This window comes from Streptomyces rubellomurinus (assembly GCF_000961885.1).
Lineage (GTDB): Bacteria > Actinomycetota > Actinomycetes > Streptomycetales > Streptomycetaceae > Kitasatospora > Kitasatospora rubellomurina.
Genome location: NZ_JZKH01000135.1, coordinates 1 through 14,987 on the forward strand (window position 1 = coordinate 1; position 14,987 = coordinate 14,987).

General features: G+C 74.1%; 9 protein-coding genes and 1 pseudogene. 2 read left to right on the forward strand and 8 right to left on the reverse strand.

Annotation, left to right across the window (positions count from 1 at the left end):
* Positions 1-187 (forward strand): annotated as a pseudogene (locus VM95_RS35150) (ATP-binding protein); the annotation flags it as partial.
* 96 nt (positions 188-283) lie between these two features.
* On the opposite strand, the gene cimA reads toward VM95_RS35150, so the two are convergent.
* The 3 genes from cimA to VM95_RS35165 form a co-directional block, all read right to left on the reverse strand.
* On the reverse strand, positions 284-1,888 hold the full coding sequence (gene cimA, locus VM95_RS35155; protein WP_045704806.1) for a citramalate synthase: 1,605 nt from the start codon (positions 1,886-1,888) through the stop codon (positions 284-286).
* 361 nt (positions 1,889-2,249) lie between these two features.
* Positions 2,250-3,362, reverse strand: coding sequence for a branched-chain amino acid aminotransferase (locus VM95_RS35160; RefSeq protein WP_045704808.1), 1,113 nt, complete (start codon positions 3,360-3,362; stop codon positions 2,250-2,252).
* Between the two features lie 212 nt (positions 3,363-3,574).
* A complete protein-coding gene (locus tag VM95_RS35165; protein ID WP_045704810.1) occupies positions 3,575-4,612 on the reverse strand; it encodes a 3-isopropylmalate dehydrogenase in 1,038 nt (345 codons plus the stop codon).
* 183 nt (positions 4,613-4,795) lie between these two features.
* Between VM95_RS35165 and VM95_RS35170 the strand changes: the two genes are divergently transcribed.
* Positions 4,796-7,285, forward strand: a complete 2,490-nt coding sequence (locus tag VM95_RS35170; RefSeq protein WP_045704813.1) for a YfhO family protein — start codon at positions 4,796-4,798, stop codon at positions 7,283-7,285.
* A gap of 64 nt (positions 7,286-7,349) precedes the next feature.
* Here VM95_RS35170 and VM95_RS35175 read toward each other — a convergent pair whose 3' ends face one another.
* The 5 genes from VM95_RS35175 to ilvN all read right to left on the reverse strand — a co-directional run bounded on the left by VM95_RS35175 (position 7,350) and on the right by ilvN (position 14,813).
* Positions 7,350-10,688, reverse strand: coding sequence for a S8 family peptidase (locus VM95_RS35175; protein WP_052707766.1), 3,339 nt, complete (start codon positions 10,686-10,688; stop codon positions 7,350-7,352).
* Positions 10,689-10,922: 234 nt separating this feature from the next.
* Positions 10,923-11,081 carry a hypothetical protein gene (locus VM95_RS43460; protein ID WP_167352989.1) on the reverse strand — a complete coding sequence of 53 codons (159 nt, stop codon included), beginning with the start codon at positions 11,079-11,081 and terminating at the stop codon, positions 10,923-10,925.
* Positions 11,082-11,365: 284 nt separating this feature from the next.
* Positions 11,366-12,946 carry a phosphoglycerate dehydrogenase gene (gene serA, locus VM95_RS35180; protein ID WP_045704816.1) on the reverse strand — a complete coding sequence of 527 codons (1,581 nt, stop codon included), beginning with the start codon at positions 12,944-12,946 and terminating at the stop codon, positions 11,366-11,368.
* A 242-nt stretch (positions 12,947-13,188) separates the two neighbouring features.
* Positions 13,189-14,187 (reverse strand): ketol-acid reductoisomerase, encoded by a 999-nt coding sequence (gene ilvC / locus VM95_RS35185; protein WP_045704818.1) that lies wholly within the window; start codon positions 14,185-14,187, stop codon positions 13,189-13,191.
* Between the two features lie 101 nt (positions 14,188-14,288).
* On the reverse strand, positions 14,289-14,813 hold the full coding sequence (gene ilvN, locus VM95_RS35190) for an acetolactate synthase small subunit (protein ID WP_030302941.1): 525 nt from the start codon (positions 14,811-14,813) through the stop codon (positions 14,289-14,291).
* Positions 14,814-14,987 lie beyond the last annotated feature (174 nt).

The following is a 14,987-nucleotide window of genomic DNA, read 5'->3' on the forward strand; positions in this document are numbered from 1 at the left end:
CCTGCCCTTCGTCGTCGCCCTCAACGGCTTCGACGGACACCAGCCCCACACCCCCGACGAAGTCCGCGAAGCCCTCCAACTCGGCGCCGACACCCCGGTGATCACGCTCGACGCCCGCCGCCGCGACAGCGCCAAGAGCGCCCTCATCACCCTGGTCGAACACGCCCTCCTGGCCCGACTGCGCTGACACCGCGCCGAGCCGCCTGCGGGGCGAGTGCGCGAGTAGCAGTGCGGCCCACGGGACTTGGCGAAGTCCCGTGGGCCGCAGGCGTGTTCGGGGGTACTACTCCGCCGGCTCCAGGCCGGCCCGGATCAGGCCGTAGGTGTACGCGTCCTCAAGTGCCAGCCAGGAGGCGGCGATCACGTTGTCGGCCACGCCGACCGTGGACCAGGTCGCGGTGCCGTCGGTCGACTCGATCAGCACCCGGGTCTTCGATCCGGTGCCGTGCTGGCCCTCCAGGATGCGGACCTTGTAGTCCACCAACTCGAAGCCGGCCAGCGGCGGGTAGATTCCCTCCAGGGCCGTCCGCAGCGCCTGGTCGAGGGCGTTGACCGGGCCGTTGCCCTCGCCGGTGGCGATCCGGCGCTCGCCCTTGGCCCACAGCTTGACCGTCGCCTCGTTGCCCGTGAAGCCCTTCGGGCCCTGCTCGCTGATGGTCCGCCAGGACTCCAGGGTGTAGAAGCGGTCCCGGCTGCCGCGCACCTCGTCGCGCAGCAGCAGCTCGAAGGAGGCGTCCGCGGACTCGTAGGTGTAGCCGAGGTTCTCCTGCTCCTTGACCCGGGCCACCACCCGGCCCGCGAGGTCCCGGTCGGTGGAGAGGTCGTAGCCGAGCTCCCTGCCCTTGAGTTCGACCGAGGCGCGGCCGGCCATGTCGGAGACCAGCATCCGCATGGTGTTGCCGACCAGTTCGGGGTCGGTGTGCTGGTAGAGGTCCGGGTCGACCTTGATCGCGGAGGCGTGCAGGCCCGCCTTGTGCGCGAAGGCCGAGTAGCCGACGTACGGCTGGTGGGTGGACGGCGCGAGGTTGACCAGCTCGGCGATCGCGTGCGAGATCCGGGTCATCTCGGCCAGCCGGCCCTCCGGCAGCACCCGCCGGTCGTACTTCAGCTCCAGCGCGCCGACCACCGGGAACAGGTTGGCGTTGCCGACCCGCTCGCCGTAGCCGTTCGCCGTGCACTGCACGTGGGTGGCGCCGGCGTCCACCGCGGCCAGGGTGTTGGCCACCGCGCAGCCGGTGTCGTCCTGGGCGTGCATGCCCAGCCGGGCGCCGGTCGCGGCCAGCACGTCCGCGACGGTGTCCCGCACGCCGGCCGGCAGCATCCCGCCGTTGGTGTCGCACAGCACCACCACGTCCGCGCCCGCCCGGTGCGCGGTGCGGACCACCGCGAGGGCGTACTCGCGGTTCGCCCGGTAGCCGTCGAAGAAGTGCTCGCAGTCGATGAACACCCGCCGGCCCTGGGAGCGCAGGAACTCGACGCTGTCCCGGATCATCTCCAGGTTCTCGTCCAGCGTGGTGCGCAGCGCCAGCTCGACGTGCCGGTCGTGCGCCTTGGCGACCAGGGTGACCACCGGGGCGCCGGAGGCGACCAGCGCCGCCAGCTGCGGGTCCTCGGCCGCCTTGCCGCCGGCCCGGCGGGTGGCGCCGAAGGCCACCAGCCGGGCCTGCTTCAGGTCCAGTTCGGCGGCGGCGCGGGCGAAGAACTCGGTGTCCCGCGGATTCGCCCCGGGCCAGCCGCCCTCGATGAAGCCCACCCCGAAGTCGTCCAGGTGCCGGGCGATGGCCAGCTTGTCCGCCACCGTCAGGTTGATGCCCTCGCGCTGCGCGCCGTCGCGCAGGGTGGTGTCGAAGACGTGGAAACTGTCGTCGGTACGGCTGACCTCGGTCATGACCTCTGGTTCTCCGTTTCGGGGAGGTTCGTACTGCTCTGCCGGATTCTTCGTCCCGGCTCCACTGTCCAGCATCCCGCGCGCGGCCCCGGTGTCCCCGAGCCCTTCGTGGGGGCTGTCGGCCGGTCCGGGAAACAAAAAGACCCCTCGCGGGTGCGAGAGGTCTGCGCGCGGGTCTGGACGCTGGTGGTCGCTCCGCATCGGGTCCTGCGGGAGCGGTCACTGCGGACCGGCGCGCCTGCTGCTAATCATCAGCGAAAGCGAGGACACGTCGGCAGTCTGGCACACCCCCCGCGATCCGGCCCGCGCGTCTCGCGATGCGAAACGACGCAGGCCGGAGCGGGTACGGGCGTTCCTCGGATCAGACGATCTTGTGCAGCCAGCCGTGGGTGTCCGGCTGCTCGCCGCCCTGGATGGCGAGCAGGGCCCGGCGCAGCTCCATGGTGACCGGGCCGGGCTCGCCGGTGCCGACCGTCCAGTCGGCGGCCGCGGACTTCACCGAGCCGACCGGCGTGATGACGGCGGCGGTGCCGCAGGCGAACACCTCGGTGAGGGTGCCGTCCGCGTTGCCCTGCTGCCACTCCTCGGTGGAGATCCGGCGCTCCTCGACGGCGTAGCCGAGGTCCGAGGCCAGGCGCAGCAGCGAGTCACGGGTGATGCCGGGCAGCAGCGCGCCGGACAGCTCCGGGGTGACGATCTTGGCGTCCTTGCCCTCGCCGAAGACGAAGTACAGGTTCATGCCGCCCATTTCCTCGACCCACCGGTGCTCGGCGGCGTCGAGCCAGACCACCTGGTCGCAGCCCTTGCCCGCGGCCTCGGCCTGGGCGACCAGCGAGGCGGCGTAGTTGCCCGCGCACTTGGCGGCGCCGGTGCCGCCGGGGGCGGCGCGGACGTACTCCTTGGACAGCCACACCGAGACGGGCTTGACGCCGCCCGGGAAGTAGGCACCGGCCGGCGAGGCGATGATCATGAAGAGGTACGAGTTCGACGGGCGCACGCCCAGGCCGACCTCGGTCGCGAACATGAACGGCCGCAGGTACAGGCTCTGCTCCGGCTCGTTCGGCACCCAGTCCTGCTCCTGGGTGACCAGCAGCTCCACGGCCTCGACGAAGGCCTCCACCGGCAGCTCCGGCATCGCCAGGCGGCGGGCCGAGGCCTGGAAGCGCAGGGCGTTGGCCTCCGGGCGGAAGGTGGCGATCGAGCCGTCCTGCTGGCGGTAGGCCTTGAGGCCCTCGAAGATCGCCTGGCCGTAGTGCAGGGTCATGTTCGCCGGGTCCATCTCCACCGGCGCGTACGGGACGAGCTGGGCGTCGTGCCAGCCGCGGCCCTCGGTCCAGCGGATGGTGACCATGTGGTCGGTGAAGACGCGGCCGAAGCCGGGGTTGACCAGCCGGGCCTCGCGCTCCGCGGCGGACAGCGGGTGCGCGGAGGGCTTGAGGTCGAACGTGATGGGCGCCTGGGTGGGCGTGCTCATGACTGCTTCCTTCACCGTGGGGTTGGTTCGGGCCGCCACCGCCACCACCTCGCCCCGGCGGGGAACCCGGAACGGAGGCACGACGACACGGCCCACTGTCGATACTCGCATCCAGAGGGCCGTGCCGAACAGTTGCCCGCTCCTTGGAGCGCTGCAAGCTGCCGTTATACGGTCCGGCCCGGGGGGCCGGAACCTTGTCGGGTCCGGCCCCCTCAGCCGGCTACTCGGACGGCGAGCGCGTCGCCGACCTGGGAGGTGCTGCGGGTGCCCGAACGCTCGGCGAGGTCCGCCGCGACGGCGGCCTCCACCTTCGCGGCCTCGGCGGCGAAGCCGAGGTGGTCCAGCAGCATGGCGACCGACAGCACGGTGGCCGTCGGGTCCGCCTTGCCCTGGCCGGCGATGTCCGGCGCCGAACCGTGCACCGGCTCGAACATGGACGGGAACTCGCCGCTCGGGTTGATGTTGCCGCTCGCGGCCAGGCCGATCCCGCCGGTTACGGCGGCGGCCAGGTCGGTCAGGATGTCGCCGAACAGGTTGTCGGTGACGATGACGTCGAAGCGCTCCGGCTGGGTGACGAAGAAGATCGTCGCCGCGTCGACGTGCAGGTAGTCGGTGGTGACCTCGGGGAACTCCCGGCCGACCTCGGCGAAGATCCGGGTCCACAGGTGCCCGGCGTGCACCAGCACGTTGTTCTTGTGCACCAGGGTCAGCTTCTTGCGCGGCCGCGCCTGGGCCCGCCGGTAGGCGTCCCGGACCACGCGCTCGATGCCGAAGGCCGTGTTCAGGCTGACCTCGGTGGCCACCTCCTGCGGCGTCCCGGTGCGCAGCGTGCCGCCGTTGCCGACGTACGGGCCCTCGGTGCCCTCGCGGACGACCACGAAGTCGATCTCCGGCTGCCCGGCCAGCGGCGACGCCACCCCGGGGAACAGCCGGCCCGGCCGCAGGTTGATGTGGTGGTCGAAGGCGAACCGCAGCTTGAGCAGCAGCCCCCGCTCCAGCACCCCGGACGGCACGCTCGGGTCCCCGATGGCACCCAGCAGGATCGCGTCGTGGGACTTCAGCTCCGCCAGCACGTCGTCCGGCAGCGTCTCCCCGGTCCGGTGGTAGCGCCGGGCCCCGAGGTCGTACTCGGTGGTCTCCAGCTTCACATCGGCGGGAAGCACGGCGCCCAGGACCTTCAGCCCCTCGGCCACCACTTCCTGGCCGATGCCGTCACCCGGGACTACTGCGAGACGAATGGTGCGAGACATGCTCGGACCCTACTCCGCCGTCCCAGGTGCTGACACCTGCCGTCCGCCATTCGGACACGTTCGGACGGCACGCCAGCACCGGACGGCATGTCACCCCTTCGGGGGGCGCGGGTGAGCAGGGGGGCGCCGGGGGCGCGCTTAGGGTGGCGTGAACTGGGGTTCCTGGCAGAACGGGGCGCGTGCGTGAGGTCCGAGCGGCGGCGGGAGGTGCTGGTCTGCGGGGGTGCGGCCGGGCTGGCGGTGGGCGGGTACGCGCTCGCGGCGGGGCTGACCGGGCGGTGGCCGGCCGGGGCGGGGGAGGTCGCGGTGCCGTTCCACGCGCACCTGTGGGACCTGGTGCACGGGCGGGCCGCCGGGGACGTGCTGTTCAACTGGAACAGCGGCTACGGCGTCCCGTTCCTGGCGGACTTCTTCGCCTACCTGATGAACCCGTTCTCCTGGCTCACCGCGCTGCTCCCCCGCGACCAGGGGCAACTCGCCGTCTTCCTGGTCGTGCTGGCCACCATCGGCCTGGCCACCGCCCTGATGGCCCACCTGCTGGGCCGCGTGCACCCCGGTCCGCGGTGGCTGCGGGCGCTCGCCGCGGTCGGGTACGGGCTGTGCGCCTGGGTGCTGGACGTCGGCGGGGCGGCGCCGATGTGGCTGTGGGGCCTGGTGTCGCTGCCGCTGCTCGGCCTGGCCGGTGACTGGTGCCTGCGCGAACGCCGCTGGGTGGCCGGCTCGCTGTGCGTGACGCTCGCCTGGGCGGGCAACCTGTACACCGCCGCGCTGGCCACTCTGGTGGCCGGACTGCTGTTCGCCGTCCGGCTGTTCGCGACCCCGCGGCCGTTCCGGCACCGGGTCCGGGCGACCGGGCGGGCGGTGACCATGGTGACCACCGGGGTGCTGCTCGCCGCCCCGGTGCTGTTCGTCGCGGTTCGGGCCGCGCGCGGCGCCCAGCCGGAGTCCCCGGTGCAGCCGCTCGGCCCGTCCGGGGTGAGCGCGCACCTGGCCCAGCTGCTGCCGCCGACGCACGGCGGCCGGCCGCTGCCGGACGTGGCGATCGGGGTGCTGGGCCTGCTGCTGGTGTGCGGGCTGCCGTTCAACCGCCGGGTGCGGGTCCGGGAGCGGGCGGTGTGGTGCGCGGCGCTGGTGCTGGTGGTGCTGACCTTCGTCTGGACGCCGACCGTGCTGGTCTGGCACGGCCTGGCGATCCCGGCCGGCGGCCCGTACCGGGTGGCGTTCGTGCTGAGCGGCCTGCTGGTGCTGGCCGGCTGGGTGTCGCTGGCGCACCGGCCGGACCGGCCGACCCTGCTGGGCGGCGCGGGGCTGGTCGCGGTGATCGCCGCGCTGGCGGCGACCCGGCACTCGGTGCCCGCCTCCACCTGGGCGCTGCTCGGCGCCGGCGGCGCGGTGCTGCTGGCCGCGCTCCTCGCGCTGGACCTCCGGCACGCGGACCGCCGGGTGACCGCGGTCGCCACCTGGGTGGTGGGCGGCGCGGTGCTCGGCAACGCCGTCTGGTCGGGGTACGCGGCGATCGGCGCGGCCCCGGCGGGCGGCGCCTCCCCGGCGGCCGTCCGGGCCGGGTCCGCGGCGGTGCGGGGCGCCGACGACTGGCCGAACGGGCGCAGCGACCCGGGCCCGCACGCCTTCACCACCAACGACCCGCTGCTGCTGGACGGCCAGGGCGGCGGCTACTTCAGCGGCTACCTGCCGACCGTCGCCGCCCAGCTGCTGCACGACCTGGGCGCGGGCTGGACGGCCGGCGGGCGGCAGACCGCCAGTGTCACCGACCCGGTGGGGCAGGCGCTGTTCGCCGTCCGCGCGCACCTGGACGACGGCCCGACCCCGCCGGGCTTCGCCCCGGGCCGGGCCGCCGCGCCGCCGCTGGTGACCGTGCTGGCGCCGGGGGCGCGGCCGGACACCTCCTCGGTGTGGTCGCGGCAGGAGTCGCTGCTCGGCAGCCAGGTGTACGACGCGCCGCTGCCCGTCCCGGCCGGCGGGCCGGCCCCGACCCTGCACGGCACCAGCGGCTGGTCGGTGCCGGGCGGCGGCGAGGCGACGGTGTTCACCGCGACCTGCACGCCGGGCGGGACGGCGTACTTCCACGGGGTCTGGTACCGGGGCGAGGTGAGCGGGCTGGGCACCGTCTTCCGCAGCGCGGGCGAGCAGCCCACCACGGCCGTGGCGATCCACCGGCTGGGGCCGGTCCCGGCGGACGGGGTGGTCCGGGTGGCGCTCCGCTCGGACGTGGTGAGCCAGGTGCCCGCCCGCCCGATCGGCTGCCTGCGGGCGGGCGCGCTGGAGGCCGCCGTGGCCCGGCTGTCGGCCGCCGGCGCGACCCGGGTCGAGGCCGGCGGGCACACCCTGGCCGCGACGCTGCCGGCGGGCTCCACCGGCACCGCGCTGCTGTCCGTCCCGGCGACGGAGGGCTGGACCTGCGCGGTGGACGGCGGCGCGCCCGCGGTGCCCGGCCGGGTGCTCGGCATGATCGGCGTCCCGCTGGGCGCCGGCGCCTCCCGCGTCTCCTGCGTCTTCCGCCCGCCCGGCCTCACCGAGGGCCTGACCGTCGCCTCCGGCACGGCGGCGGCGCTGGCCCTGGTCGCGGTCTTCGACCGCCTCTCCCGCCGCCGCCCGGCCCACGTGCCCCGCCGCGAACGCCGCCGCGCGGCCGCGGCCCCCGAAGGCACCTGACCCGCGGGCGGCCCGCCGGTCGCACCGGCGGGCCGCCCGTTCCCACGGGGGCCTTTCGCGGCCGTCAGGGCAGCGCGACCACCTCCGCCCGCCGCTCGGCCGGGTTGAAGTGGTGGAGCAGCAGCAGCCGGGAGCGGTCGCCGGGCGCCCGGTGGACGTCCAGGACGGTGCCGGCCTGGGCGGGCTCGGCGACGGCGGTGGGGCCGCCGAGGCCGGCCCGGACGGTGAGGGCCGGGTGCAGGACGTCCACCGGCACGTCCGGCCGGGTGCCGCGCAGCCCGATCGAGGAGTAGGCCTCGGCCGGGTCGGGCGTGCCGGGGGCAGCGACCCCGGTCCACACGCCGTAGCGGACGGTGCTGTGGTCGGGCCGGACGCCGGGCAGGGCGCTCAGCCGGACGGGCAGCACGAGGACGTCGCTGTCCAGCAGCCCGGTGTCGACGTCGCCCCAGCGGGCGTTGAGCGGCTGGACGTCGAGTTCCTCGCCGGTGCGGGCGTCGAGGGCGCGGGAGACCAGGACGTCGCTGCCGCGCAGCCGGTCGGCCTTGAGGACGACGTCGGTGACGCCGTCGCCGTCGGTGTCCAGCGAGACCCGCACGGCGTAGAGCCCGACCGGGGTGGCGGCGGGGGCCCACAGCCGGACGCCCACGTACAGCTGGTCGGCGGAGGCGGCGGCGCCCACCGCCCGCAGGTCGGCGGCGCGGTCGGCGGCGTGCTCGACGCAGACGTCCTGCGGCTGGTCGGGGCCTTCGGCCGCGTTCTCGGGCCGGATGCCGGCGCCGGGGCCGACCGCGGCGCCGCCGTTCGGCGGGCAGTCGGGCCAGCGGGCGCCTTCGCCGCCGAGGGCGAACGCGCTGACCAGGCCGGGCTTGTCGCCGGGCTCGGAGCTGCCGGCGAGCGCGACGAGCGTGCCGTCCCGGGGGGTGCGGGTGGTGGCGGCGACGCCGAGGTCGGTGGCCGGGCGGGGCGCGGCGAACACCGGGACGCGCAGTTGCGGCAGCGTGGTGTCGGTGACGGGGCTCAGCAGGACCTGCCCGGACAGTTCGGCCCGGTAGCTGCGGGCCCTGCCGCCCTGCACGGTGTCGATGGTCGGGTCGGGGGCGCGGCCCAGCTCGCCGGGGACGGACAGCGTGACCCGCACCCGGGCCGCTCCGCCGGCCGGTACCTCGACCTGCTCGGGGCTCACCCGGTAGGCGGCGCCGGGGAGTTCGGTGGCGGCCGCGTACCCGGTGCGGTACGTCAGCGGCACGGCGGCGTGGTTGCACAGCTCGATCTCGCGGCCGAGCTCGACCGGCCCGCCGACCTCGACCGGCCCGAAGGAGACGCCGACCGCTCCCTCGACGGCCCCCTCCCCCGCCGCGTAGGCGACGGCGGGCGTGCGGACGGCCCGGTCGACCTGGGCCCGCCCGGCCCCGGCGCGCTCCGGCCCGTAGACCGGCCCGCCGTGGTCGTCGCCGAGGTGGGTGTCGGCGGCGGTGTTCATCAGCGCGGCCTTGACCTGTTCGACCGGCCAGTCCGGGTGGGCGGCCCGGACCAGCGCGGCGAGGCCGGTGACGTGCGGGGTGGCCATCGAGGTGCCGTTCTCGCGCTGGCCGCCGGTGCCGCTGCCGACCAGGGCGGACCAGATGGTCTCGCCGGGCGCGGCGAGGTCGGGCTTGACCACGCCGGGCACCCCGATGCCGCGCGAGGTGAAGTCGGTGAGGGTGTCGGCCCGGCCGGGCTGGAGCTGGGAGACCGAGCCGTGCAGCGGGTTGCCGGGGGTGGCGAGCCGGACCCGCACGGGCCCGGCGGCCGCGGCCTGCCGGAGCCGTTCGCCGTCCGCGCGGGCGAGCAGGACGGCCGGGACGCGGTCGTCGCCGGCGATCTCGGCGAGGTGGTCGGAGTCGGCGGCGTAGAGGGCGCCGATCGCCCCGGCGTCGGCGGCGTGGTCGGCGCGCGGGCCGGAGTTGCAGGCCCGGTCGGGGTCGCGGGTGTTCCAGGCGAGGACCGCGATCCTCCCGGCGAGCCGCTGCCGGTCGGCGTCGCTGAAGGGCGCGCAGCCGTCCGACTGGTCGGCGGGCAGGGCGAGTTCGCCGCTCACCTCGGCGGTGGACCAGCCCTGGTAGCGCTCGCTCCAGTGGCCGGGGACGACGCCGGCGAGCGAGTCGGGGGCGAGCACGGTGATGCCGTCGACGTCGGCGTGCCCGTGCACGGAGGCGGCGACGGCGACGGCCCGGGCGGCGGTGCCGGGACTGCCGCCGATGCCGTACACGTCGCCCTCGTTCCCGGCGGCCGCGACGACGACGGTGCCGAGCGCGGCGAGCCGGTCGACGGCCAGGGCGTCGGCGTCGTCGGGGCTGCCGAAGCGGCTGCCGAGCGAGAGGTTCACGACGTCGAGGCGGTCGCCGAGGTCGCCGTCGCCGTTGGGGTCGGCGGCCAGGTCGAGGGCCTGGGCGAGCCGGTCGGTGGAGCCGTCGCAGCCGAACACCCGGATCGCGTACAGCCGGGCGCCGGGGGCGGCGCCGGGGCCGACCCGGAACGCGGCCGGATCGAGCCCGGGCCGGTAGGGGCCGCCGTACGGGTGGCCGTCCGCGGTGACGCCGAGGCCGGCGGCCGTCCCGGCGACGTGGGTGCCGTGCCCGTTGCGGGCGCAGTCGATCGGGTTGTCGCTGGGGTGCGGGACGGGCTGGTGGTGCGGGGAGGACGGGTCGGGGTCGTAGTCGTCGCCGACCAGGTCCTTGCCGCCGATCACCTTGGCGGTGGGGAACAGGGCGGCGGGCGCGGGCTTGCCGCGCTCGACGGAGCGGAAGGCCTCCTCGGTGCCGGGGCCGCCGAAGTCGGCGTGGGTGTAGTCGATGCCGCTGTCGATGATGCCGATCCGCACGCCCTGGCCGGTGTTGCCCTCGGCTCCCTCCCAGACCCGGGGGGCGCCGGTGAGCGGCACGGAGTAGGCGTTGTCCCGCCGCTTGTTCACGATCGGGTGGACGGCCCGGACGCCGGGCAGCGCCCGCAGCGCGGCCAGCCGGTCGGCGGGGGCGTCGACGGCGAGGCCGGTGAGCAGGGTGCGGGTGCGGTAGAGCTCCCGGGCGGCGGGCGCGGCGCGGTGGACGGCGGCGGCGAGCCCCTCCAGCGCGTCCCCGGCCCGGGCCCGCTGGGCGGCGCCGGCCTCGGCGGCCTCCCGGCGGACGGCGTCCGGGGAGCGCCGGGCCCGCTGGGCGCCGTCCGCGGCGCGCCGCCAGGCGGGGCCGGCGGCCTCGGTGCCGAGTTCGAGCAGGACGGACGCGGTGCGGCCGGAGCCGGCCCCCGGCGGGCCCGCGCTCGGCGGGCCACCGGCGGCCGGGCCGGCGGTGAGTACGGTGGCCCCGGCCAGCAGGGCCAGGGTGAGTCCGATCCGGACGAGCGGACGGCGGACGGGTGGCAGGAGCACTGGGCCCTCTCCCCCGGCAGGGGGACTGATCCGCACACCGTGGTCGCTGACGCCCGCCCGCGCGGACGCCGATCACCCTTCCGGGGGCCCCAAATTAGGATGATCGCGCCGGGCGGGGCGAGCAACTTCCCTCGGACGGCGCGGAGTTGCACTCTACGGAGTGATCCTCCGGCCGCCCGGTCGGCCCAGTCGTCCGATGAACGCCAGCAGTGAACGATCGGCCCTGACCGGCGCTCAGCGGTGGCCGGTCGCCCCTCCGTTGTCCCGGCGGTCGAGCGAGCGCTGCAGCGCGGCGGCGGCGAAGGGGTTGCGCTCGGCGGCCCGGCGGCGGCGCGGGGCGCGGACGGCGGCGGCGGGGGCGGAGGTGACGTGGCGGTCGGCGGTGGTGGGCATACCGGGCTCCTTGGAAGCGGCGCTGGGCAACAGCGCGATGAGGGGAGGTGGGTACGCGCGGGGCAGGGATCGCCTGCCCGTGGGGGCGCACGCGCACACGGGCCGCGCGCCCTGGCTACAGGGGCGGCACACCGTATGGCCCTTCCACGGTACGACCCCGCCCCGGCCGTGTCTGCACGAATACTTGGATTTCCTAGTATCTGAGACGGGGGTCACCCGGGAGAACGCAGCAGGGCCCGTACCGCCGGTCGAACGGCGGTACGGGCCCTGCTGGGGGAAGAACCTCAGCCCAGGTCGACCGAGCGCGCGAAGTGGGCGCCGATCTCGGCGGCGATCACCGACAGCACCTCCTGCGGGATCTCGCTGTCCACCGTGATGGAGGCGAGCGCGCTGCCGCCGTCACGGGCGACCTGCATGCCGGCGATGTTGATGCCCGCGTCGCCGAGGTGCTTGCCGAGCACGCCGACCACGCCGGGGCGGTCCTCGTACTTGAAGAAGGCCATGTGGTCGGTGAGGGCGACGTCCACGTCGAAGGCGTCCACGCCGACGATCTTCTGGGTCTGCTTCGGGCCGGCCAGCGTGCCGGAGATGGCGATCTCCTCGCCGTTCGCGAGGGTGCCGCGCACGGTGATCACGTTGCGGTGCTCGGGGCTCTCGCTGGAGGTGGTGAGGCGGACCTCGACGCCGCGCTCCTGCGCGAACAGCGGGGCGTTGACGTAGGACACCGTCTCCGCCACCACGTCCTCGAACACGCCCTTCAGCGCGGACAGTTCGAGCACCTTCACGTCGTGCTGGGTGATCTCGCCGCGCACCTCGACGTCGAGGCGGACGGCCACCTCGCCGGCCAGCGCGGTGAAGATCCGGCCGAGCTTCTCGGCCAGCGGCAGGCCGGGGCGCACGTCCTCGGCGATCACGCCGCCCTGGACGTTGACGGCGTCCGGCACCAGCTCGCCGGCCAGCGCGAGGCGCACCGACCTGGCGACGGCGATGCCGGCCTTCTCCTGCGCCTCGTCGGTGGAGGCGCCCAGGTGCGGGGTGGCGACCACGTTGTCGAAGGCGAACAGCGGGGAGTCGGTGCACGGCTCCTTGGCGTACACGTCCAGGCCGGCGCCGGCCACCCGGCCGTCGCGCAGGGCGGCGGCGAGCGCCTCCTCGTCCACGATGCCGCCGCGCGCGGCGTTGACGATCCGCACGCTCGGCTTGACCTTGTGCAGCGCCTCGTCGCCGATCAGGCCGATCGTCTCGGGGGTCTTGGGGAGGTGGACGGTGATGAAGTCCGAGACCTCCAGCAGCTCCTCCAGCGAGACCAGCTTGACGCCCATCTGCGCGGCCCGGGCGGCCTGGATGTAGGGGTCGTACGCGACGATCTTCATGCCGAACGCGGACATCCGCTGGGCGACCAGGACGCCGATCCGGCCGAGGCCGACGACGCCGAGGACCTTCTCGCTCAGCTCGACGCCGGTGTACTTGTTGCGCTTCCACTCGCCCTGCTTGAGCGCGGCGTTGGCCGGCGCGATGTTGCGGGCGACGGAGATCAGCAGGCCGCAGGCGAGTTCGGCGGCGGTGACGATGTTGGAGGTCGGCGCGTTGACGACCATCACGCCGGCCTTGGTGGCGGCGGCCACGTCCACGTTGTCCAGGCCGACGCCCGCGCGGGCGACCACCTTGAGCTTGCGGGCGGCGGCCAGCGCCTCCGCGTCGACCTTGGTGGCGGAGCGGATCAGGATCGCGTCGACGTCGGCGATCGCGGTCAGCAGCTCGGTGCGGTCGGCGCCGTTGCAGTGCCGGATCTCGAAGTCGGGGCCGAGGGCGTCGACGGTGGCGGGCGACAGCTCTTCGGCGATCAGAACTACGCCAGATTTCACAGTGTTAGCAGTGCTCACGACAGTGTTGTCCTTAACTGTCCGGTTCCCCGGCGCACGTAGGTGGCGTGGATAGGGCGGGGAAGGTGGCATGCCGCGTAGGTAGACGCACGACGCTGTGGGCCTGACGCGCACTCGGAGTGTATCGACGGGCTGGGTAGCAGGCTGCTCCCGTCCGGCGAAATCACCCGGACGAGAGCAGCCTACTTGTACAACGCAGTTACATAATCGGGGCCCGGGAGGGCTCAGGCCTTCTCGTCGACCCAGCTCATCAGCGCGCGCAGCTTCTTGCCGGTGGTCTCCAGCAGGTGGTCCTCGTCGGCCTTCTTGTACTCGTTGTACTTGGGCAGACCCGCCTTGTACTCGGCGATCCAGGTCTTGGCGAAGGTGCCGTCCTGGATCTCGGCGAGGACCTTCTTCATCTCCGCCTTGGTGGCGTCGGTGATGATCCGCGGGCCGGTGACGTAGTCGCCCCACTCGGCGGTCTCGGAGACCGACCAGCGCATCTTCTCCAGGCCGCCCTCGTACATCAGGTCGACGATGAGCTTCAGCTCGTGCAGGCACTCGAAGTAGGCGATCTCCGGCTGGTAGCCGGCCTCGACCAGGGTCTCGAACCCGGCCTTCACCAGGGCGGCGGTGCCGCCGCAGAGGACGGCCTGCTCGCCGAACAGGTCGGTCTCGGTCTCCTCGGTGAAGGTGGTCTTGATGACGCCGGCCTTGGTGGCGCCCAGGCCCTTGGCGTAGGACAGCGCCAGCGCGAAGGCGTTGCCGGTGGCGTCCTGCTCGACGGCGACGATCGCCGGGACGCCGCGGCCCTCGGTGTACTGGCGGCGGACCAGGTGGCCCGGGCCCTTCGGGGCGACCATGCAGACGTCGACGTCCGCCGGGGGCTTGATGAAGCCGAAGCGGATGTTCAGGCCGTGGCCGAAGAACAGCGCGTCGCCGGCCTTCAGGTGCGGGGCGATGTCCGCCTCGTAGACGTCGGCCTGGATCGGGTCCGGGACCAGGATCATGATGAGGTCGGCCTCGGCCGCGGCCTCGGCCGGGGTGACCACGCGCAGGCCGGCCTCCTCGGCCGCGGCGCGGGACTTGGAGTCCGGCTTCAGGCCGACCCGGACGTCGGCGCCGGAGTCGCGCAGGGACAGCGCGTGGGCGTGGCCCTGGCTGCCGTAGCCGATGACCGCGACCTTGCGGCCCTGGATGATGGACAGGTCGGCGTCGTCTTCGTAGAACAGCTCGGCCACGGGGGCACATCTCCTTGCGTGATGGTTGCCGGGGGTTCCTACCGTAGGGGGACCCGGCGAGGGGTGGGTCGTTGCTTCAGAAGGTGAGACAGCGCGGGTGGTTAAGCGCTGCGGTCGAGGGCGCGCAGCGACCGGTCCGTGATGGAACGGGCGCCGCGGCCGATGGCGACCAGGCCGGACTGGACCAACTCCTTGATGCCGTAAGGCTCCAGCATCCGGAGCATGGCCTCCAGCTTGTCCGAGCTGCCTGTGGCCTCGATGGTCACCGCATCGGGCGACACGTCGACGGTCTTGGCCCGGAACAGCTGGACGATCTCGACGATCTGCGACCGCGTCTCGTTGTCGGCGCGGACCTTCACCAGGACCAGTTCCCGCTGGATCGCAGCGGACTGGTCGAGTTCGACGATCTTTATCACGTTCACGAGCTTGTTGAGCTGCTTGGTGACCTGTTCCAGCGGGAGGTCCTCGACGTTGACCACGATCGTCATCCGGGACACGTCCGGATGCTCGGTCGGGCCGACGGCGAGGGAGTCGATGTTGAAGCCCCGACGGGAGAACAGCGCGGCGATGCGGGCGAGCACGCCGGGCTTGTTCTCGACCAGGACGGAGAGGGTGTGCTTGGACATGTCTCGTTCCTCAGTCGTTCTGGAGTAGGAGGGGCGGTCAGTCGAGGTCGTCGCCGAAGTCGGGCCGGACGCCCTTGGCGAACTGGATCTCGTCGTTGCTGGTGCCGGCCGCGACCATCGGCCAGACCATGGCGTCCTGGTGGACGATGAAGTCGATGACGACCGGGCGGTCGT